This window comes from Dickeya sp. NCPPB 3274, assembly GCF_000406205.1.
Taxonomy (GTDB): Bacteria; Pseudomonadota; Gammaproteobacteria; order Enterobacterales; family Enterobacteriaceae; genus Dickeya; species Dickeya fangzhongdai.
This window is the reverse complement of sequence record NZ_CM001979.1, coordinates 3,899,394-3,919,560: the sequence shown is the minus strand read 5'-3', so window position 1 is coordinate 3,919,560 and position 20,167 is coordinate 3,899,394. Positions and strand designations below refer to the sequence as shown.

18 protein-coding genes are annotated in these 20,167 nt (G+C 59.6%); 4 read left to right on the top strand and 14 right to left on the bottom strand.

The window, feature by feature from the left end; genetic code table 11:
• Positions 1-12: 12 nt before the first annotated feature.
• The gene (locus DXX3274_RS17545; RefSeq protein WP_042860865.1) at positions 13-729 is read right to left on the bottom strand and encodes a tRNA-uridine aminocarboxypropyltransferase; all 717 of its coding nucleotides are present in this window, start codon (positions 727-729) and stop codon (positions 13-15) included.
• Positions 730-816: 87 nt separating this feature from the next.
• Positions 817-1,242, bottom strand: coding sequence for a thioredoxin TrxC (gene trxC, locus DXX3274_RS17540; RefSeq protein WP_042860864.1), 426 nt, complete (start codon positions 1,240-1,242; stop codon positions 817-819).
• A gap of 242 nt (positions 1,243-1,484) precedes the next feature.
• On the opposite strand from trxC, the gene DXX3274_RS17535 reads away from it, so the two are divergent.
• Complete coding sequence (locus tag DXX3274_RS17535) at positions 1,485-2,588, top strand: tRNA/rRNA methyltransferase (protein WP_042860863.1); 1,104 nt, start codon at positions 1,485-1,487, stop codon at positions 2,586-2,588.
• 97 nt (positions 2,589-2,685) lie between these two features.
• Here the strand turns inward: DXX3274_RS17535 and emrB are convergent, their stop codons facing one another.
• From emrB to DXX3274_RS17475, 12 genes are all read right to left on the bottom strand, one after another.
• The gene (emrB, locus tag DXX3274_RS17530; RefSeq protein ID WP_042860862.1) at positions 2,686-4,218 is read right to left on the bottom strand and encodes a multidrug efflux MFS transporter permease subunit EmrB; all 1,533 of its coding nucleotides are present in this window, start codon (positions 4,216-4,218) and stop codon (positions 2,686-2,688) included.
• A gap of 17 nt (positions 4,219-4,235) precedes the next feature.
• On the bottom strand, positions 4,236-5,411 hold the full coding sequence (emrA, locus tag DXX3274_RS17525; RefSeq protein ID WP_042860861.1) for a multidrug efflux MFS transporter periplasmic adaptor subunit EmrA: 1,176 nt from the start codon (positions 5,409-5,411) through the stop codon (positions 4,236-4,238).
• A 173-nt stretch (positions 5,412-5,584) separates the two neighbouring features.
• Positions 5,585-6,097: a transcriptional repressor MprA gene (mprA, locus tag DXX3274_RS17520; protein ID WP_013319204.1), complete on the bottom strand. Its 513-nt coding sequence runs from the start codon at positions 6,095-6,097 to the stop codon at positions 5,585-5,587.
• A 174-nt stretch (positions 6,098-6,271) separates the two neighbouring features.
• The gene (gene ygaH, locus DXX3274_RS17515; protein ID WP_042860860.1) at positions 6,272-6,613 is read right to left on the bottom strand and encodes an L-valine transporter subunit YgaH; all 342 of its coding nucleotides are present in this window, start codon (positions 6,611-6,613) and stop codon (positions 6,272-6,274) included.
• On the bottom strand, positions 6,610-7,371 hold the full coding sequence (locus DXX3274_RS17510) for an AzlC family ABC transporter permease (protein WP_042862196.1): 762 nt from the start codon (positions 7,369-7,371) through the stop codon (positions 6,610-6,612). Before DXX3274_RS17510 ends, ygaH begins: the two co-directional genes overlap by 4 nt.
• Before the next feature lie 99 nt (positions 7,372-7,470).
• Entirely contained in the window at positions 7,471-8,676 is a 1,206-nt protein-coding gene (locus DXX3274_RS17505; protein WP_042860859.1) for an MFS transporter, read from the bottom strand.
• A 312-nt stretch (positions 8,677-8,988) separates the two neighbouring features.
• Positions 8,989-9,987, bottom strand: coding sequence for a glycine betaine/L-proline ABC transporter substrate-binding protein ProX (gene proX / locus DXX3274_RS17500; RefSeq protein ID WP_042860858.1), 999 nt, complete (start codon positions 9,985-9,987; stop codon positions 8,989-8,991).
• Positions 9,988-10,108: 121 nt separating this feature from the next.
• Positions 10,109-11,326 carry a glycine betaine/L-proline ABC transporter permease ProW gene (gene proW, locus DXX3274_RS17495; RefSeq protein ID WP_042860857.1) on the bottom strand — a complete coding sequence of 406 codons (1,218 nt, stop codon included), beginning with the start codon at positions 11,324-11,326 and terminating at the stop codon, positions 10,109-10,111.
• Positions 11,319-12,521 carry a glycine betaine/L-proline ABC transporter ATP-binding protein ProV gene (gene proV / locus DXX3274_RS17490; RefSeq protein ID WP_042860856.1) on the bottom strand — a complete coding sequence of 401 codons (1,203 nt, stop codon included), beginning with the start codon at positions 12,519-12,521 and terminating at the stop codon, positions 11,319-11,321. Before proV ends, proW begins: the two co-directional genes overlap by 8 nt.
• Positions 12,522-13,218: 697 nt before the next feature.
• Positions 13,219-13,935 carry a GntR family transcriptional regulator gene (locus tag DXX3274_RS17485; protein WP_042860855.1) on the bottom strand — a complete coding sequence of 239 codons (717 nt, stop codon included), beginning with the start codon at positions 13,933-13,935 and terminating at the stop codon, positions 13,219-13,221.
• Between the two features lie 17 nt (positions 13,936-13,952).
• Entirely contained in the window at positions 13,953-15,755 is a 1,803-nt protein-coding gene (gene atzF / locus DXX3274_RS17480) for an allophanate hydrolase (protein ID WP_042860854.1), read from the bottom strand.
• A gap of 229 nt (positions 15,756-15,984) precedes the next feature.
• Positions 15,985-17,469 carry an NCS1 family nucleobase:cation symporter-1 gene (locus DXX3274_RS17475; RefSeq protein WP_042860853.1) on the bottom strand — a complete coding sequence of 495 codons (1,485 nt, stop codon included), beginning with the start codon at positions 17,467-17,469 and terminating at the stop codon, positions 15,985-15,987.
• Between the two features lie 152 nt (positions 17,470-17,621).
• On the opposite strand from DXX3274_RS17475, the gene DXX3274_RS17470 reads away from it, so the two are divergent.
• The 3 genes from DXX3274_RS17470 to puuE all read left to right on the top strand — a co-directional run bounded on the left by DXX3274_RS17470 (position 17,622) and on the right by puuE (position 20,131).
• The gene (locus DXX3274_RS17470; protein WP_042860852.1) at positions 17,622-18,365 is read left to right on the top strand and encodes a GntR family transcriptional regulator; all 744 of its coding nucleotides are present in this window, start codon (positions 17,622-17,624) and stop codon (positions 18,363-18,365) included.
• Positions 18,362-19,099 (top strand): allantoin racemase, encoded by a 738-nt coding sequence (hpxA, locus tag DXX3274_RS17465; protein ID WP_042860851.1) that lies wholly within the window; start codon positions 18,362-18,364, stop codon positions 19,097-19,099. Before DXX3274_RS17470 ends, hpxA begins: the two co-directional genes overlap by 4 nt.
• 84 nt (positions 19,100-19,183) lie before the next feature.
• Positions 19,184-20,131, top strand: coding sequence for an allantoinase PuuE (gene puuE / locus DXX3274_RS17460; RefSeq protein WP_042860850.1), 948 nt, complete (start codon positions 19,184-19,186; stop codon positions 20,129-20,131).
• Positions 20,132-20,167 lie beyond the last annotated feature (36 nt).

The window sequence follows — 20,167 nt, the reverse complement described above, 5'->3', positions numbered from 1 at the left end:
ACCTGATTGATCTTAAACGTCTGTTGCCGGTTTTGCTGTGACAGTGGAAGAAATTTTCTTTTTCGCGTGATGGGCTTTGCCTGCCAGATAGTGGCGGCGAAAACGGTCGAAATGCTGCGCCAGCGCTTCGGCGGCATCGTTATCGCCGGCCTGACGCAGCAGGGCGATGGCGATTTCCGCCGTGCAGTGCTGCCCGGCGCTGCTGGCCTCTCGTAACTGGTAGCAGGACAACGCGTCCACGCTTAACGACAGGATCGGCAGCGTATCGAGGTACGGGCTTTTGCGAAACATTTTTCGCGCTTCCGGCCAGGTGCCGTCCAGCATCACGAACAGCGGTGGTTTGCCGTCGGCGGGCAGTTGATGACAGACCTGACGGCCGCTTTCATCGTCGTCCGCCAGAAATACCAGCCAGGGTTGATACGCTTCTGTTTGCAGGGCGGCAAGCAACGCCGGGTCCGGCTCGGTACGGGACCACAGAAAGGCATCCGTCTGCGGCAGGACATCGGCAATCAGGCGACCGGTATTACTGGGTTTCATCGGTTCGGTGTCGAACATAACCAGACAGAAGCGGCTGCGGGCGGTGCGCGGCGAGAGGGTATCGCACAGGCAGTGGACTTCCGGCAGCAGGCAACGCTGGCAGCGGATGACACGGCAGCCGCGGGCGCGAAACGGGCGTGTGGAAAGAGCAAGGCGTTGCTGGCGCAAACGCAAGACGGCGTTACCGGTCATGATTTTCCATTAAAAAGGGACATTCTAAACGACCGGGCTGCCGACCTGAAGCCCCGCGTGTCGGCGGGGCGTCTGGTGATAAATGATTTACAGCGATTCACTAAGCCAGCTTTCAAAAGGGGCTTTGGGCATGGCGCCGTTGAGCATATCGACCACTTTGCCGTGTTTGAACAGCATAATGGTAGGAATGCTGCGGATACGGAAGCGGGCGCTCAGGCCGGGTTCCGCTTCGGTGTTGACCTTGATGAAGCGGATTTTGCCGCCGTTTTCGTCGGCGACGCTTTCAAATACCGGGGCAAAGTTAACGCACGGCCCGCACCAGGGCGCCCAGAAATCCACGACTACCGGCAGATCGTCCTGCAACAGTTTATCCAGCGTTTCTTCAGTGGCGTTAATCACCTTGCCGCTGAACAGCGCCTGACCGCAGCGGCCGCATTTGGCGTGTTGATGATCATTATTGCGTTCTTCTGGCAGGCGGTTGGTGGCGTTGCAGGATGCACATACCGTATTCATAAACGGGCCTCGGTAGCAAAAGGGCTGGAATCAAGTGTACTGTTGACGGAAGCGCGCCCAGCATACGCGAAGAGATCAACAGACGGTGGTGCGAAAGCAGGATAAGTATGGATAGCGGGTCGAACGCCAACAAGGCGTTTTACCCAATGGTTATAATAGTTAGTGACTTTTATGATCGGGTTGGTGGCTAAGCCGGTGGACATAGGGTAATCTTCGCGCCCAGCGCGTAGGTGGAGAACAACATGAGCGATGAATTAAGTGGAAAGAGCGGCAAAGTCCGCGTCATGTACGTCCGCAGCGAAGACGGGGACGAGAAGAATGGTAAGCCGAAACGTACGCCGGATAAGCGTCGTGGCGATAGCGACAACCGTGGCCGTAAAGGGCGAGATAGCGCGCCGCGCGGCGGGCGGGATAGAGATAATAAAGATGGCGCCGAGCGTGGCGGCAAATGGCGCGGCGAGTCGGCGGGGCGTGAGCGTCCGCGTCCACCGCGTCGCGAGCCGGCTGAGCATGCGGATTCTCCGTGGAAAACGGTGTCGCGTGCACCGGGAGAAGAGCCGGATCACGGCGGCATCAGCGGTAAGAGCCAGATCGATCCGGAACAGATTCGTCGCCAGCGGGCGGAAGAAACCCGCGTCTACGGAGAAAATGCCTGTCAGGCGCTGTTCCTGAGCCGTCCGGAAGCGATTGTGCGCGGTTGGTTCCTGCAGGAAGTCACGCCGCGTTTTCGTGAAGCGCTGCGCTGGATGGCGGCCAACCGCAAGGCTTACCACGTGGTGGAAGACGACGAGCTGATCCGCGCGTCCGGCACTGAGCATCACGGCGGCGTGTGTTTCCTGATCAAGAAACGCCGTGGTCTGGATGTGACGGCGTACCTGAACGAAGCCGGGGATACCGACTGCGTGTTGGCGCTGGAAGATGTCGGCAATCCGCATAATCTGGGCGGCATTATGCGTAGCTGCGCCCATTTCGGCGTGAAAGGCGTGCTGGTGCACGATGCATCGCAGCTGGAGTCCGGCGCGGCGGTACGCACGGCGGAAGGCGGTGCCGAGCACGTGAAAGCGATCAGCGCTGATGGTCTGGTCGATGCGCTGGCGCAGTTCCGTGCTGCCGGTTACACCATCGTCACCACCTCCAGTCACAAAGGCACGACCTTGTCGAAAGTCTCGCTGCCTGCCAAAACGGTGATAGTGCTGGGGCAGGAAGGGGATGGTTTGTCTGACAACGCCTGGCAGCAGGGCGACGTCAAAGTGTCGATTGACGGCACCGGCAACGTGGAAAGCCTGAATATCTCGGTAGCGACCGGGATCCTGCTGGCGGAATGGTGGCGCCAGAATCACGGCTAAACCCTATGTCGGGTGATGTCGTGCGGTAATAAAAAAGGTGGCTAAGGCCACCTTTTTTGCTTTTGCGCTTTAGCGTTACGCCGTTCGGCATGGAGAATCAGTGCGCGCCGCCAGCCGAGTGACTGCCGAATGGCGGTTTGGCGAACCACACCAGCACGATCAGCACGACGAACACTCCGGCCGACAGCCAGAAGATTTCGTTGGCGCCGATAATCAGCCCCTGCGCCGTGATCTGCTGCGCCAGATAGCTGGATACCTGCTGTTGGCTCATTCCCATCGCTTCCAGTTGCTGATAGGTCTGCTGCGCCAGTGGGTTGTAGGGATTGATCACCTCGCTAAGCTGTTCGTGATGCAACGCTTCCCGGCGCTCCCACAATGTGGTGGTGATCGACGTGCCGATGGAGCCCGCCAGCGTACGGGTAAAGTTCGACAGACTGGAGGCGGCCGCCATCCGTTCCGGCGGCAGGCCGGAGAGGGTGATGGTGGTCAACGGCATGAAGAAACAGGCCACGGCGAACCCTTGCACGAACTGGGGCCAGGCGGACGCGCCGAAATCCATTGCCGGCTCAAAGGTGTAGGCTCGCCAGTAGAAGCAGACCGCGTACATGATGAAGCTGAACGTCACCAGACGGCGCATATCGAGCTTATGCATGAACCGCCCGATGATCGGCGAGAGGATCACCGGCATCAGGCCCACGGGGGCGGAAGCCAGCCCGGCCCAGGTGGCGGTATAGCCGAACACGACCTGCAGCAACTGCGGCAACAGTACGATGGCGCCGAAATAGAGCATGAACGCTAGGCTGGTGCACAGGCAGCCGATTGTAAAATTGCGCATTTTGAACAGCGACAGATCGACCACCGGGTGATCGTCGGTCAGCTCCCAGACCACCAGCACGGTGAGCGCCACCACCGCCACCACCGCCAGCACCACGATTTCCGTCGAGTTAAACCAGTCCAGCTCTTTGCCGCGGTCCAGCATCATTTGCAGGCAGCCAATACCCGCCGCCAGCAGAATCAGCCCAATGGTGTCGATGGGGCGGATTTCGGTTTTGGTTTCGCGCCCGCGTAGCGTCTGCATGGTGATCAACACCACCACGATGCCTAACGGCACGTTGATGAAGAAGATCCATCCCCAGTGGTAGTTGTCGCTGATCCAGCCGCCGAGGATCGGGCCGAAGATCGGGGCAACCACCACCGTCATTGACCACAAAGCCAGTGCAATACCTCGTTTGGCAGGCGGGTAATTATTCAGCAGCAGGCTTTGGGACAGCGGGATAATCGGCCCGGCAACCAGACCCTGCAGCATACGGGAAACGATCAGCATTTCCAGACTGGTGGACATGCCGCACAGCCAGGAGGTCAGGGTAAACAGCACGGTGGCCCAGATAAACAGGCGCACCTCGCCGAATCGTTTGGCCAGCCAGCCGGTGATGGGGATGGAGATGGCGTTTGCCACCCCAAAAGACGTGATGACCCAGGTGCCCTGCGAGTTGGATGCGCCGAGATTCCCGGCGATGGTCGGAATAGCTACGTTGGCAATTGTCGAGTCCAGCACCTGCATGAACGTCGCCAGCGACAGGGCGATCGTCATCAGAGCCAGCGTCATGCCCTCAAGTGGTTTTCTTGTCACGCTGCTCTCCTCTGGGGTCAGCCAGCGTTGGCGCCGACGATCTGGTCGATCATCTGGTTGACCGGCGTCAGATCCAGATCCAGTGCATCACTCTGGTAGGCCGGTGTCGCGCGGGACGCATCGGACAGCACCTTGCCGTCGGTATTAGCGGTATCCACTTTAACCAGCGTCGACAAGCCGATGCGCAGTGGGTAGTCGGCCAGTTGCTTCGGATCCAGCTCGATTCGCACCGGCAGGCGCTGTACTACCTTGATCCAGTTACCGGTGGCGTTCTGGGCCGGCAGCAACGAGAACGCGCTGCCGGTCCCCATGTCCAGGCCCACCACTTTGCCTTTGTACACCACGCTATCGCCATACAGGTCGCTGACGATGGTCGCCGGCTGGCCGATGCGCATGTTGGCCAGTTGCGTTTCCTTAAAGTTGGCGTCGACCCACAGCGGAGCGGCCGGTACTACCGCCATCAGAGCGGAAGACGGGGTGACGCGCGCGCCCAGTTGCACGCTGCGGCGGGAGACATAACCATCCACCGGGCTGACGATATGGGTACGTTTGAGCGCCAGCCAGGCATTGCGCAGGTCAGTGGCGGCCTGCGCAATGGCGGGCTGCTGCTCTAATGGGGTATTCAACACCAGCGCCTGAGTGGCGGCATACTGCTGTTTAGCCGCTTCCAGCGACGCTCTGGCGCTGGCGACCTGGTCACGCGCATGTTGCAGGTCTTCCCGGCCGATAGCATTGGCCCGTCCCAGCGCTTCACGGCGGTTCAGGTCGCTGATGGCTTTGTCCAGCGCGATCTGTTGCAGGTCGATGTTGGCTTTGTACTGGCGGACGTTGATCATCTGCTGATGAACCTGACGCACGCTGTTGGCCAGCGTGGTTTTCGACCGCTCAAACGCCTGCTCGGCGTCGGTCGGGTCAAGCTCCACCAGTACGTCGCCTTTTTTAACGAAGTCGGTGTTGTCGACGTTGACGCGGGCGACGCTGCCGTTGACCTGCGACATAATTTGAATCTGGTTGCCTGCGACGTAGGCATCATCGGTTTCCTGATGGTGCCGCAACACCAGATACCAGTAGGCAAACCACACACAGCCAATAAAGAAAAACAGAATCATCAGCAGCGTGAGAATTCCTTTACGCGATTTTCTGGACTTCGATGGCATAGTTGGTGGAGTCTGCTTTTCCACGTTGGCGCTCATGGTTCTCTCCCAGTTAAATTTCTTTTTTCTCGGCCTTTCATGGCCTTTGATTGCCTTTCATGGCGGTATCGTGCGGTGACGGTTTTTTTTTAAAAAAAAACAGCATCTCCTGCAAACCATTGAGGTTTGCAGGCAACGATGGTGATGGTCTCTGTCAGGAATGGCGACGGGCGTTAAATGCCGTCCTGATCCATTTCATCAAGACGCTGTAACAGCTTGCGCATCAGCACTTCCAACTGATCTCTTTCACTGTCTTCAAGGGCGGAGCAGAGAATATTCAGGCTTCGGTGCTGAGGCGGCAGCAGTTCGTCCAGAAAGGCTTTACCTTTCTCGGTCATGTACAGATACAGACAGCGGCGGTCGCTGTCGCTTTCGCGCCGTTCGATCCAGCCGCGTTTTTCCAGTTCATCCGCGATGCGGGTGGCGTTGGTACGCGAGGAACCGAGTGCGGCGCTTAGTTCGGAAGGCTGAATGCAATAGTTTTCCTGCGATTCGAGCGTAAGCAGCGCCATGAACAGGGTTTCATTGATGTCCTGTTCTTTCAGCATACGGTTGCGGTGTTCCAGTATCTTGGTTTGCATATGCAGGAACAAACGTAGCAGCAGGACTTCACGATAAGGGAAATCCGGGCGGCGTGAAGCCCGCATACGCAGCATGTCTTCAATTGGGGCGAATGAACTTTCCATAGATGTCAACCTTATTAATCACGACCCGTATAGTAACGAATGTTACTAATTAGGTAAATGCGAGAAACTTGTCGATTAGTGCTTATTTTGTCACTGGTCGAAACATGTATCGGTGGTACGGTCTGTTGCCGTTTATTGTCTTTGGGCTGTGCGAGTGACGTTAGCCAGTTATATTCAGGCCATTGTCTGAAACCATTTAAACACTATGCCGTAGCACAGCGCGCCCAGCAGCGTCGACAGTACGATACTGCGGGTTTTGTAAAAACAAAGCGTCAGCAGGGCGAACCCAGCCAGCGTTGGCAACAGTCTTTCTGTGTGCTGCATGATATCCGGCAGAGCGGACACCACCAGCAGAGCGCAAATGGAAGCAATGCCGATACTGTCGAGCAGCAGGGCGGTTCTGCCCCGACGCAGGTTACCGGACGCCCGGTCGGCGCCCAGCCGCAGCGGCAGGTATCGGAACAGAAAGTTAACTGTTCCCACCAGTAAACCAATCAATACTACTGAAGTATTCATCGCGTTTCTCCCTTTACTGATGCCGGTTGATACAGCGATGCCAGACAACCGCCGCCGATGCCGATCAGGATGGCGGCGGGAATGGACGATACCAGCAGCCCCAGGCAGGCGCCGCCCAGCGCGGCGGCTACCACCAGACTCTGACGGCGTTTGAAGGACGCGAGCAGGAAACTCAGAAACAGCGCCGGCAGCATAAACGCCAGTGCGGCTTCGACCGCGGGGTAACCTTCCAGCGGGCCATTGCCGAATACCGCGCCGAGCACGGTGCCGGCGACCCACGACAGCCAGGCGCTCAACGCCACCCCCAGCATCCAGGACTCGCTCCAGCGCCGGTTATCCCGCGACAGCCGCGCCGTCGCGGCGGCGAATACCTCATCAGTCAGTCCGAATGCCCACCAGGCGGTTTTGCCGGTCGGCAGTCGCTGCATAATACGGCGGCGCAGCGAGGGGCCGTACAACACATGGCGGACGTCCATCGCCATCACGGTTAACGCCGCCACCCAGATAGACGCGCCCGCGCTCAGTAGCGCGGTAATGACGAACTGGCTGGCGCCGGCGTAAATGATGCAGGAAAGAAAAATGGCTTCCAGCGGCGTGAAACCCAGCTTGACGGCGTTCAGGCCAAAGGCGAACGCCACCGGCACGTAACCGATGACAATCGGCAGGCTGTCAAACAGACCGCTGGCAAACGAGGCGTCGGCCGTCGTGCGGGCATCAGTCTGGCTGGAAGAAACGGAATTCACGGTGTCTGGGCTCATCCACGGGTTGAAAAAACATACTGGTCGAAAAAACAACATCATAGGCGCAAACCGCCGTCAGCGATAGCGCTTTGCCGTCAATTGGGCGGCGGCGGGACGTCATCCGTGCGTCTCCGGCTGCGAGGATTCATGATGATGGTTTTGCCACCACACCAGCAGCGCCAGCAGACTTAGCGCGCCTCCGGCTCCCGATACCCCCAGCCAGCCAAAATGCTGATAAGCGTAGGCGGAAATCAGCGAGCCTAAGGCGCCGCCGATAAAATAGCTGGTCATGTAACCGGCGGTCAGACGGTTGCGCGCGTCCGGCAACATACGGTAAATCGCGCTCTGATTGGTGACATGCACTCCCTGAACCGCCATATCCAGCGCCACAATGCCGATCAGCAACGGCGCGATGGCGCTGACGCCGGCGGCGATCGGCAGCCATGACAGCGCCAGCAGCAACAACCCCACGGTGGTGGAGAGTTTGGCTTTGCCCTGATCCACCAGACGGCCGGCCCGGCTGGCGGACAACGCGCCGGCGGCCCCCGCCAGACCGAATAACCCGATCACGCCCTCGCTGTAGTGGTAAGGGGGAGCGGAGAGCAGGAACGCCATCGATGTCCACATGATGCTGAAATTGGAGAAAGAGAGCGCACCCAGTAGCGCGCGGGTGCGCAGTGGGCGGGAACTGCCGAATAACTGGAAGATGGAGATCAGTAACTGTGGATAGTTAAGGTCGGTTGACGGGTGATAACGCGGCAGCGCGCGCCACATCAGCAACGCCATTCCCGTCATCAGCAGGCTGGCGACCCAGTACACCGTGCGCCAGTCCCCCAGCGACGCCAGCGCGCCGGCCAGCGTTCGGGCCAGCAGGATCCCCAGCAGCAGGCCGCTCATGATCGTACCGACGACCTTGCCGCGGCTCTCCGGCGAGGCCAGCGTGGCGGCCAGCGGCACCAGAATCTGCGCCACGACCGAGAACAGGCCGGTAATGGCGGTGCCGGCCACCATCAACCACAGCGAAGGGGCGGAGGCGGTAATCAGCATGCCGCCTGCCGCCAGCAGAGTCATCCCGACAATCAAACCGCGGCGCTCGAAGCGATCGCCCAACGGCACCAGAAACATCAGGCCGCAGGCATAACCCAACTGGGCGGCAGTGACGATAAAACCGGCCTGATTGACCGACAGGCTGAATGCCTGAGCGATGGCGTCCAGCAACGGCTGGGCGTAATAGTTACTGGCTACCGCCAACCCGGTGGCGGCGGACATCAACAGCGTCAGTGCCGGGCTCAGGCCGGCGGAGGTGGTGGTAGATGCAGACATGCGAGAAATGTTAACTTAATGTTAAATCGGATTTATTAATTTAGTATTGAACAGTCACGCCGGAGAATCCAGCAATTTATCTTATAAATTTCCCTGAAAATAATCAGGAGTTTTATCAACCAGACCGGCAGAAGCCTATTATTCTCCGCTTTCGGCAAAGGGTAAGCGTTTACTTTCGGGGCGGTAAAAACCGATCAGGCGAAAACCGATAAAAATGGAAAACGGCGAAGGGAGAGCGAAGTCGATCCGAAACGGCAGGGAAGAAATAGAGGATACCCTTGCGGGCATCCTCTGGATGACTGGCGTAACGACTTACTTTGCCGCCGCGCGGGCGGAATTAATCCAGCCGTCAAACTGCGCCTGATGCGCTTTGATCCAGCCGTTGACGTGGCGCTCGATAGCTTCCTGAGACGCTTCCCCCTGATGCATGCGCAGGTTCTGGGCGTTGATGTCCGCCAACGGCAGTTTCATGGTGGCGAACAGAGCGGCCGCGGCCGGGTTTTTCTCCGCCCACTCCTTGTTGGCGACGATGCGCATCGTGTTGACCGGGAAACCGTAGTTAGCGCCGTTAGGCAGTTTGGTGTCGGTGCCTTTCTGCTTGCCGGGCAGCGAGGAGAACGGCACCTGCAGCCATACCACGTCACGCCCCGGCACCAGGACGTCGCTCACCCAGTATGGCGTCCAGGTGAAGTACAGGATCGGTTTGCCCTGCTTGTAGCGGGTAATGGTATCGGCGATCAGCGCCGCGTAGTTGCCCTGATTGTGGTTGACGGCGTCGCTCAGCCCATAAGCCTGAATCTGGTGATTGATGACGCTGTCGCAGCCCCAGCCGGGGTTACAGCCGGTCAGGTCCGCCTTGCCGTCGCCGTTGGTATCAAACAGTTTCGCCAGCTTCGGATCCTTAAGCTGATCCAGACGGGTGATGTGGTACTGATCGGCGGTTTTCTTGTCGATCAAATACCCCTGCGCCGCGCCCGAAACGTAGACGCCCTGACGGTAGAATTTGCTATCGCCGCCGGCAGCCTGATACATGTCGTCGTGCAGCGGTTGCCAGTTGACGGCGGTAAAGGTGGCGTCACCGGCGGCAATCGAGGTGTAACCGACGTTGTAGTCCACTTCGCTGGGCTTATCGACGGTATACCCCAGTTTTTCCAGCGCTTTGCTGACCAGCAGGGTCTGGAAGGTTTCTTCGGAAATGGTGCTTTGCACCGGTTTGACGGTGATGCCTTTGCCGGGAAGGTCGTCGGCGGCAAACAGGCTGGTACTGAGTACGGTAGTCAGGGCAAGCGTTGCCATGCTGATGTTACGCATACGGATAGTCCTCATATTGTCTTATTCAATAAGCAGTCGTGAACGACGCACAGACACCTGTGTCGGAGAGTGCGGCCAGCCGGCGCCGGCCGCAGGGTCAGGTGGTGCGGTCCGGGCGGGGTCAGGCCCGGGATTTGATGAAGGGGCGAACCAGCAGTCCCAGCGGGCCGTGGTGGTACCAGTGACGGTTGCCGCGGCTGCGGGCGTCGCGCCCCAGCGACTGGGTCAAACGATCCAGAATAATGGCCAGAATTACGATGCCGACCCCGCCGATGGACGCCAGCCCCATGTCGAGACGGCCGATGCCGCGCAGCACCATCTGTCCCAGCCCGCCGACGGCGATCATCGAGGCGATTACCACCATCGACAGCGCCAGCATCAGCGTCTGGTTGATGCCGGCCATGATGGTCGGCATCGCCAGCGGCAACTGCACCTTGAACAGCATCTGGCGCGGGCTGGCGCCAAAAGACTGCGCCGCTTCCACCAGGTCCGCCGGCACCTGACGGATGCCGAGGATGGTCAGGCGAACAATCGGCGGCAGGGCGAAAATGATGGTCACCACCACGCCCGGCACGTTACCGATGCCGAATAGCATCACGATCGGCACCAGATAGACGAAGGCCGGCGTAGTCTGCATGGCGTCCAGCAGCGGGCGCACGATACGGGCCGCGCGCTCGCTGTGCGCCAGCCAGATCCCCAGCGGCAGGCCGATGATCACGCAGAAGAACAGTGCGGTCAGCACCAGCGCCAGCGTGACCATTGCCTGCGACCAGGCGCCGATGGCGCCGATGGCGACGAGCGACAGCAGTGTCGCCACGCCCATGCCGAAACTGGACACCTGCCAGGCCAGCAGCGAGAACACCAGAATGGCGATCGGCGCGGGCAGGCCGGTCAGCAGTTGCTGAAAGCTGGTGAGGATCACGTCGACCGGTACGCGGATGCCCTGAAACAGCGGGCGAAAATGCAGTACCAGCCAGTCGATGCCTTCGGTCACCCAGCGGTCGAGCGGCACCAGCGTATGGCGAAACGGATCCATCAGGTTGATGTGTTCCTGCGCCGGCGCCGGCGCGCTGTTCAGCCAGTCGCTGCCGCTCTGGTGTACATCGCTGGCGGCGGGCGGCGGCGCATTGCTCCAGGCGTCGGCGGCGTTATCCGTCGGCGTGGCGTTGCCTGCCGGCGCTGATGACGCCGCCCAGGGGTCGGCCTGCGCCGGAGTACCCGAGGAGCCAGCCGTAGCGGCGTGCCCGCCTGGTGTTGCGGCGGCGTGGCTGTGGCCGGCGTGGGTCGCCGAGTCCGGCGTTTGGGTTTCGTCCCACGGGTTTGGTGTGGTGTCAGTCATTCAGCGTACTCTCCTTATCCAGCGCCTGCAGCAGCATCCCTTTGGAGATAATGCCGAGATATTCATGGTTTTCGTCCACAACAGGTACCGCGCAGGGGGCTTGCGCCACCTGGGATATCAGCTCGTTGAGCGACATCTCCGCGGGGACCGGCGTCGGGGCGGGCAATAATGCCTGCTCCAGCGGTTGCTGCTCGCGCAGCGCCTGTTTGAGGGAGTCGATGGAGACTACGCCGATGAACTTGCGCCCCCGTTCCAGCACATACCCGTACTCGCGATCCTCCTCTTGCAGGATCTTGAGCGCGGATCGCGGGCCAACGCCCGGCGTTTTGCGGATCACCGCGACCGGACGGCGGCGGGCGATGTCTTTGGCGCTGAATACGTGGCTGATATCCACGCCGCGGAAGAAAGTGCGCACATAGTCGTTAGCCGGGTTATTGAGAATCTCATCCGGCGTGCCGACCTGAATCACCTCGCCGCTGTGCATGATGGCGATGCGATCGCCGATGCGCATCGCTTCGTCCAGATCGTGCGAAATGAACACGATGGTGCGTTGCTGGCGCGCCTGCAGCTTGATCAACTCATCCTGCATCTCGGTGCGGATCAACGGGTCGAGCGCCGAAAACGCTTCATCCATCAGCAGGATATCGGGATCGTTGGCCAGCGCGCGGGCCAGGCCGACACGCTGGCGCATCCCGCCGGAGAGTTCGTCCGGGTAGGCGTTGGCGTACGCCTCCAGGCCGACCTGCTGCAAGGCGCTCTGCGCTTTCTGCTCGCGTTCCACGCGGGGCACCCCGGCCAGATCCATGCCGAACGCGGTGTTGTCGAGAATATTCAGGTGAGGCATCAGCGCGAAAGACTGAAACACCATGCTGATCTTCTTACGGCGAATCGCACGCAGCGCGCCGTCCGGCAGGCGAGAGATATCCTCGCCGTCGATCAGCACCTGACCTCGGGTGGGTTCTATCAGGCGATTGAGAAGGCGTACCAGCGTGGATTTACCGGAACCGGACAATCCCATGATCACAAAAATCTCGCCTTCTTCAATGGCCAGACTGGTGTCTTTTACCCCCACCGTCAGACCGGTTTTCTCAAAAATCTGATCCTTATTCAGCCCCTGTTCCAGGAGCCTGAATGCCCTATCGGGATGCTCGCCAAATATTTTATACAGATGTGTTACTTCAAGTTTAATTGCCATGTAATTAGGGGGTTCCTGTATGGTTTAATTGTTTTTTCTCGCTGCCTTATGGTGGGTGAAACTTTTTATACCCTACCATAAACCGACGCTCTGACAACCCTTTGATGAGGATTGATGTCCTATTTTTGGAGCGTGGGTGGCAATATTTGTTTGAATTAATTCTTTCTTGGTGAAAAGTGAAAGAGAAATTTTCTATGCGTAAAATTGTTTATTTTTGTTTTTAATTCATGGTGTTGTTGTTTTTGTTGTCTGGCGTTGAATTGAGTTTTTGAAAAGGGATTTCATCAGGAAAACAATGGGGTTTGTAAGGTGAGATATGAGTGAAATAATAATGTAATTTAATGAGAAATCCATATTGATTGAACGGATTGTGTCGGTGGTTGAAATGGAAAACCTATGGCTTGATTGGTCGTATTGAAATGAGTTATGACGCTGGTAAATAGTCTGGATTGAGCGGGGTTTTTGGCGTGGATAATGCGGTGTGATATGCCGCAATATCTCGATGAAATAATCGGATGATTCCGAGTGTTTATCCCCGAAATAATGGAGGCGGACACAACGGCGGCAACCGAGTGAATCCCCGGTGGCTTACGTCGGTCAGCGACGGGGATGAACAGGGGCTGACAACGCGCCAGCGGCGCGAATCATGGCGAATGCAACCTGAAAATACTGCCGGGTTCGGCCGGCAGTATCGATGTCAATCGTTGGCCTGATTTCTGGCTTGTTGCAACAGATGCAGAGTAATGTTGCGAACCTCGGCTTTGCTGCCGGCGATATGTTCGGCAAGCAACCGGCAGGCTTGCTCGCTATTCTGGGCAAGGATGGCTTGCAGGATGGCGGCGTGTTCCTGATAAGTGGCCTGAATGCGATCCTGACGGGTGAAATCCAGCCGACGGATAATGCGGATTTTTTCGGTGACGTCCCGGTGCACGCGCGCCATTTCCCGATTGCCGGCGGCCGCGACCAGCGCCAGGTGAAAGGCTTCATCCTGCCGGGAAACCTGCTGGCCGTCATCCTGCCGCGGGTCGTCTATCCAGTACTGATGCAACGGCTGGAGCAGCGCGGCGCAGGCGTCAGGCGACAGCAGGCACAGCCGCTGCACCGCTTCCCGCTCCAGTACGATGCGCAGGTCATACAGTTCCTCGAAGTAAGCGAAATCGAACGGTTTGACCTGCCAGCCGCTGCGATAGTACACGCTCACAAACCCTTCGGTTTCCAGCCGGAACAGCGCCTGACGGATCGGCGTGCGGCTGACCGACAGGCGTTCCGCCAGTTCGTTTTCGGTAAAGCGATCTCCCGGCAGCAACCGAAAATCGAAAATATCCTGCTTGAGCCGTTGGTAAACCTGTTCCGCCAGGACCGGTGGTTTGCTTTTATGACGTGCGTTCCGGTCGTCGGGCGCAGAGAATTGCATCCTGTTTCCTCCCGTTGTCAGGCTGGCGAACGTTGGGTTACAAAGGCGCGCCAACCGCCGAATTCGGTAATGTCCCGCGCGCCGTTAAGCGCCGCCGGTTCACAGATAAAACCTTTGACCTGACGGCCATCCGCCAGCGCCAGCGTGCCGATGCCGAGCGGCGCCGGGACTTCCGCCACCAACTCGCCGAAGCGCGCCAGCGGGACATCCCACAGCTCCACCGTAATCGGCTGTCCCTGACCGGTTTTGACCAGTCCTGGCTTGGGCGGCTGAGTGTTCGCCAGCGCGTACAGGCGGTAGTCGGCTGATGTGACGGTTTCTTCCACTTTGACGGCGTTGCGGGTCAGCAACTGAAAATTGAGCGGCATACCGCTTAAGTGAGCGCCTACTACGGCGAGTCGCACATGATGGGGAGAGGCTGTGTCCTGCGGCGGAATCGGCGGCAGAGTATTGCCGGTAGCGCCCAGCGGCAGCGCCGAGACTGACTGCCAACGTTGACCGAACGCCGCCAGCGCGGCGTCGTGCCAGGCCGGCGCAATCAGCGTGATGCCGGCGGGCAGGCCATCATCGCGAAACGGCGCCGGCAGCGCCAGTCCGCACAAATCCGCCAGATTGGTGAAGTTGGTGTAGAAGCCGAATTGCGAGTTGTAGGCCACCGGCTGTTGTTTCATCTCTTCCAGCGTATGAATGGTTGGCGCGGTGGGCACCACCAGCGCGTCAAACCCGCTTAACCGGGCGGCAATTTGTCGGGCCAGTTCCGCTCGCAGGTATTCCGCTTCAAACACCTCGCAGGCGCTGTAATCGGCGCCTTTGGCGATGATGCCGCGTACGGTCGGGTCCATCGCTTCCGGCTGTTGGTGCAGCAGGTCGCCGACCGCGACGGTGCGTTCCGCTACCCACGGCCCTTCATATAATTGACGCGCCAGCTGTTCGAACGGACTGAAATCCAGCGGTTCCAGCGTCGCGCCCATTGACCGCAAGTGCGACAGTGCCTGCTGAAACGCCTGCTCCGCCTGCCGATCGCCAAAGAATTCCAGCGGATGCGGCACCGCTAGCCGTAACCGGGCCGACATCGCCGCCGGCGTGGTGCGGGGATGATGACGCGAATAGGCGTCGCCTTCGTCATAGCCGCCGGCCTGCGTAGCGACGAGCCAGGCATCGGGCACCGTCAGTGCGAACACCGACACGCAATCGTTCAGACGGCAGGCGGGCACGACTCCCTGCGTCGACAGCCAGCCTTTGCTGGGTTTCAGACCGACGATATTGTTGAATCCGGCCGGAACGCGGCCGGAGCCAGCCGTGTCGGTGCCCAACGCGAACGGCACCAGCCCGCGTGCGACTACCGAGGCGGAACCGGAGCTGGAGCCGCCGCTGACGTACTGCGGATTAACGCTGTTGGGAACCGCGCCAAACGGTGAGCGGGTGCCCACCAACCCGGTGGCGAACTGGTCAAGATTGGTTTTGCCGAGCACGATGGCGCCGGCGGCTTTCAGTCGTGCGACCACCGTGGCGTCTTGTGCCGCGGTGTAAGTAAACGCCGGACAGGCGGCGCTGGTGGGCCAGCCGGCGACATCAATATTGTCTTTGACCGCAAACGGAATGCCGTAAAGCGGCAGGCGTTGGGCGTCTGGCAGGCTGAGCAGGTGGGCGATTTGCTCATGCAGCCGGGCTTCGTCGGGCAGATAAATCCACGCCGGGTCGTCAGCGCGCAGCGATCTCCAGACGGTCAACAGGGGTTCAGTCAGATGGTCCGGGTGCTGCTGGTGGTGGCGCTGCCACTGAGGCAACGTGAAGCCGGTATAAACAGTCTGCGATGTCATGAAATGCATTCCAGTTGGTATACAAGATGGAATGCAACATTCAAACCTTATGCCAGTTTTCTAATGTGCTGTTTTGGCTTGTTTTATGGTCAGGCGTGCCCGCTCTGGCAGGCGAAGAACGCACCGCGATGGCACAGCCGAATCCGGTGCGGGCTCGAAAACAGGGCATACGGGCATATGGAAAGAAGCAAAGACGGATCGCGACGCCGTGCCGCGATCCCGGTGTGATTTATTCTTTACCCAACACGAAACCAGACATGTTGCTGGCGGCCGGCGTGACGGCCTTTTCGCGGCGCGCCAGATAACGGTAGCTGCCGGCGCCCAGCGCCACGCCGATAAACCAACTGAAATTGGCGACCTCATGCCAGGCCGGCACAAAGCTTATCACCAGCCCGATAGCCACCGAGGGCAACAGCGCCAGCACCGCGTTCGGGTTGATGCCGTTGCGATACCAGTAACGCCCGCTGGGGGTGTCGTTGAACAGCGCGTCTACGTCGATCTTGCCGCCTTTGATCAGGTAGAAATCCGCCAGCAGGATGCCGAACAGCGGGCCGATAAACGCGCCCAGCACGTCGAGCGTGTAGTGGATCAGTTCCGGCGAGTTGAACAGGTTCCAGGGAGTCAGCAGCACCGAGCCGACCGCGGCGATCATCCCGCCGGTACGGAAACTGATGCGCTGCGGCGCACAGTTGGAAAAGTCGAACGCCGGAGAGACGAAGTTGGCGACGATGTTGATGCCGATGGTGGCGACGATCATGGTCAGCAGACCCAATGCCACCGCCACGCTGTTGCCGACGCGGCTGACGGTTTCTATCGGGTCGGTGATCATCTGGCCGAACAGCGACTGGGTGCCGGAGACGATCACCACCGTCACGATGGAGAACAGCAGGAAGTTGAACGGCAAACCCCAGCGGTTGCCGCGACGGATTTCCTGCATGCTTTTACCGTAACGGGAGAAATCGCCGAAGTTGAGCAACGGACCGGAGAAATAGGACACCACCAACGCCGTGGCGGTGATCATCTGCCAGACCTGCTCGCCGCTGCTGAGGGATTTGCTGCCCAGCGTGAAAGAGATATTCTCCAACCCGGTTTTGTATACAATCCATCCGGCCAGCGCCAGCATCACCACGTAGACCGCCGGGCCGGCGATATCAATAAAGCGCTTAATGGCGCTCATGCCGTGCCAGAACACCATCGCCTGCAACAGCCACATCACGCCGAAACACAACCAGCCCAGCGTCGACAGACCGAGCCAGTGGCTGGTGGTCAACGGCGTCAGCGACGGCACGAATTTCAACAGCACCAGCATCAGCGCGTTGGCGGCCAGATAAGTCTGGATGCCGTACCAGGCGAAAGCGATCAGCCCGCGGATCACCGCCGGAATGTTGGCGCCGAACACGCCGAAGGACTGACGGCAAATCACCGCATAGGGTACGCCGCTGAGCTGGCTGGGTTTGGCCACCAGATTGGCGCACAGTTGCACGATGCAGATACCCGCCAGCAGGCACAACAGCACCTGCCAGCTGGCCAGACCCAGCGTAAAGAAGCTGGCCGCCACCACGTAGCCGCCCATGCTGTGTACATCCGACATCCAGAATGAAAAGATGTTGTACCAGGACCAGCTTTGTACACGCGTCGGGGCCAAATCTTCATTGCACAGTCTCGGACTGTAATGCGCCGGGGTGTTTCCGGCGGACGTCATGTTTTCTGGCATGGAATCTGCTCCTTTTGGTGACGATAACAATAAAGGTGAAAAAATCAGGCAATGGGGTGTTGCAGGATTTGGGCCAGATCAGTGAATTTTGTATACAATAAATTTATTTTGTGTGTACGATTTGGCGATGAACGTGATGACGGAAGAAACCGATGAGCGATATTTACGGTCTTGGACAAGAGACATTTTTCGAGCAAAAAGATGAAGTTATCTATCAGGCGCTGTTAAACGCGATCGTTGAGCATCAATTGTTGCCCGGCGCCCGCCTGCCGGAGGAGGCGCTGGCGGAGGTGTTCGGCGTCAGCCGTACCGGGATCCGCAAAGTGCTGCAGCGTTTGGCGACGGTGCAAATGATCACGCTGTTGCCCAAACGTGGTGCACAGGTGGCGACGCCGACGGTAGAAGAAGCGCGTGAGATCTTTCAGACCCGTAGCCTGATGGAGTGCGCCAACCTGCCCGCGGTGATCGCGCACTGCCGGCCGCCGCATCTGGCGGCGCTGGAGAAACTGATGGCGGCGGAAGAGAAGGCGCATCAGGATCGCAACGGGCCGGAGGCGATCCGTCTGTCGGCGGCGTTTCACATCCAGTTGCAGGCGATTTCCGGCAACAGCGTGCTGACCAGCATGGTGTCGCAACTGACGCTGCGATCGTCGCTGGTGATCGCCGCCTACGGCGCGCCCTGGCAGCAGGGGTGTCGCTGTCACGATCATCACGATCTGCTGGCGTTGTTGCGTAACCGGGATCTGGCGACGCTGACCAGCGCCATGCAGCAACATTTCGACGATATCGTCGCCAGCCTGCGTTTTGACGGCGACGGCGCGACCACGCCGGATTTCTCGCGGTTGTTCAGCCATCTGAAGCCGTTCGGTCGGAGTAAAGAGGAGCAAGCCGAATGAGCCAATGCGTGATTCAGGTGATCAACCCCAACACCAGCCTGGCGATGACCGAAACCATCGGTGAGGCGGCGCGGCGAGCGGCGGCGCCCGGCACCGACATTCTGGCGGTATGCCCGTCGCAGGGCGTGCCGTCGATAGAAGGACATTTCGACGAAGCGGTGGCGACGCTCGGGGTGCTGGAGCAAATTCGGCTGGGCCGCGAGCAGGGCGTCAGCGGCCATGTCATCGCCTGTTTTGGCGACCCCGGCCTGCTGGCGGCGCGGGAACTGGCGCGTGCGCCGGTGGTGGGCATCGCCGAAGCGGCGATGCACCTGGCGACGCTGGTGGCGACGCGCTTTTCCATCGTCACCACGTTGCCGCGCACGCTGATCATCGCCCGTCATCTGTTGCAGCGCTACGGTTTCGAGCATCACTGCGCCGCGCTGCACGCCATCGACCTGCCGGTGCTGGCGCTGGAAGACGGTCAGGGGCTGGCGCAGCACAAGGTGCGGGAAATGTGTATACAGGCTAAGCGGCAGGATGGATCCGGCGCCATTGTGCTTGGCTGCGGCGGCATGGCCGATCTGGCGCAGGCGCTGACGCAGGAACTGGGGATTCCGGTGATCGACGGCGTGGGCGCGGCGGTGAAAATGGTGGAGTCGTTGATCGGGCTGGGGCTAACCACCAGTAAACACGGCGATCTTGACTATCCGCTGGACAAGCCGTTGACCGGCGCCTTCGGGGCTTTGCGTTAATCGGCGCCGTACGACGTTTCGGTCGTCACAATTGCGACGTTGCGGTCACCACAAGTTGCGGTCATCACAATAAGGAAAGAAACCATGACACTCTCTCAGCAATGGGGCTCAGACCCTGACTACCCGCGCGATCTGATCGGCTATGCCGGTAAACCGCCGCACGCCCGCTGGCCCGGACAGGCGCGCATCGCGGTGCAGTTTGTGCTCAATTACGAAGAAGGGGCGGAAAACCATGTGCTGCACGGCGACGCCGGTTCCGAGCAGTTCCTGTCCGATATCATCGGCGCGGCCAGCTACCCGGCGCGGCATATGTCGATGGATTCGCTCTATGAGTACGGTTCCCGCGCCGGTTTCTGGCGTATTCATCAGGAATTTCAGCGCCGCGGCCTGCCGCTGACGGTATTCGGCGTAGCGATGGCGCTGGCGCGCAACCCGGCGGTGGTTGAGGCCATCAGGGCGGCGGACTATGACGTGGTCAGCCACGGCTGGCGCTGGATTCACTACCAGAATATGGATATCGACGCCGAGCGCGCGCATTTACAACAGGCGGTCGCGGTGCACACGGAATTGTTCGGCCAGCCGCCGCTTGGCTGGTACACCGGGCGCGACAGCCCCCACACCCGGCAACTGGTGCTGGAGCAGGGCGGTTTCCTGTACGACAGCGACTACTACGGCGATGATCTGCCATTCTGGCTGCCGGTGCGGCGGGCGGACTGCGGGGTACAGCCGCATCTGATTGTTCCCTATACGCTGGACGCCAACGACATGCGCTTCGCCTCACCGCAGGGTTTCAACAGCGGCGAGCAGTTTTTCAGCTATCTGAAGGATAGCTTTGACGTGTTGTATGCCGAAGGGGATGAGGCGCCGAAGATGATGTCCATCGGCATGCACTGTCGCCTGCTGGGGCGGCCGGGACGTTTCCGGGCGTTGCAGCGTTTCCTCGATTATATCCAGCGACACGAGCGGGTGTGGGTTTGCCGCCGTCAGGATATCGCCGAACACTGGTATCGGGCACATCCGTATCAGGGGTGATGAGGCATCACCCCTGATACGGCAATCTGTCGGTCT

Excerpts from the sequence above, each read along its gene's own strand:
- emrA (WP_042860861.1), bottom strand. The coding sequence starts at position 5,411 with ATGAGCGCCAACGTGGAAAAGCAGACTCCACCAACTATGCCATCGAAG.
- DXX3274_RS17510 (WP_042862196.1), bottom strand. The coding sequence starts at position 7,371 with ATGAGCCCAGACACCGTGAATTCCGTTTCTTCCAGCCAGACTGATGCC.
- proX (WP_042860858.1), bottom strand. The coding sequence starts at position 9,987 with ATGCGTAACATCAGCATGGCAACGCTTGCCCTGACTACCGTACTCAGT.
- ygaH (WP_042860860.1), bottom strand. The coding sequence starts at position 6,613 with ATGAATACTTCAGTAGTATTGATTGGTTTACTGGTGGGAACAGTTAAC.
- DXX3274_RS17535 (WP_042860863.1), top strand. The coding sequence starts at position 1,485 with ATGAGCGATGAATTAAGTGGAAAGAGCGGCAAAGTCCGCGTCATGTAC.
- DXX3274_RS17470 (WP_042860852.1), top strand. The coding sequence starts at position 17,622 with ATGAGCGATATTTACGGTCTTGGACAAGAGACATTTTTCGAGCAAAAA.
- DXX3274_RS17505 (WP_042860859.1), bottom strand. The coding sequence starts at position 8,676 with ATGTCTGCATCTACCACCACCTCCGCCGGCCTGAGCCCGGCACTGACG.
- hpxA (WP_042860851.1), top strand. The coding sequence starts at position 18,362 with ATGAGCCAATGCGTGATTCAGGTGATCAACCCCAACACCAGCCTGGCG.
- mprA (WP_013319204.1), bottom strand. The coding sequence starts at position 6,097 with ATGGAAAGTTCATTCGCCCCAATTGAAGACATGCTGCGTATGCGGGCT.
- trxC (WP_042860864.1), bottom strand. The coding sequence starts at position 1,242 with ATGAATACGGTATGTGCATCCTGCAACGCCACCAACCGCCTGCCAGAA.
- atzF (WP_042860854.1), bottom strand. The coding sequence starts at position 15,755 with ATGACATCGCAGACTGTTTATACCGGCTTCACGTTGCCTCAGTGGCAG.
- DXX3274_RS17485 (WP_042860855.1), bottom strand. The coding sequence starts at position 13,935 with ATGCAATTCTCTGCGCCCGACGACCGGAACGCACGTCATAAAAGCAAA.
- proW (WP_042860857.1), bottom strand. The coding sequence starts at position 11,326 with ATGACTGACACCACACCAAACCCGTGGGACGAAACCCAAACGCCGGAC.
- puuE (WP_042860850.1), top strand. The coding sequence starts at position 19,184 with ATGACACTCTCTCAGCAATGGGGCTCAGACCCTGACTACCCGCGCGAT.
- proV (WP_042860856.1), bottom strand. The coding sequence starts at position 12,521 with ATGGCAATTAAACTTGAAGTAACACATCTGTATAAAATATTTGGCGAG.
- DXX3274_RS17475 (WP_042860853.1), bottom strand. The coding sequence starts at position 17,469 with ATGCCAGAAAACATGACGTCCGCCGGAAACACCCCGGCGCATTACAGT.
- DXX3274_RS17545 (WP_042860865.1), bottom strand. The coding sequence starts at position 729 with ATGACCGGTAACGCCGTCTTGCGTTTGCGCCAGCAACGCCTTGCTCTT.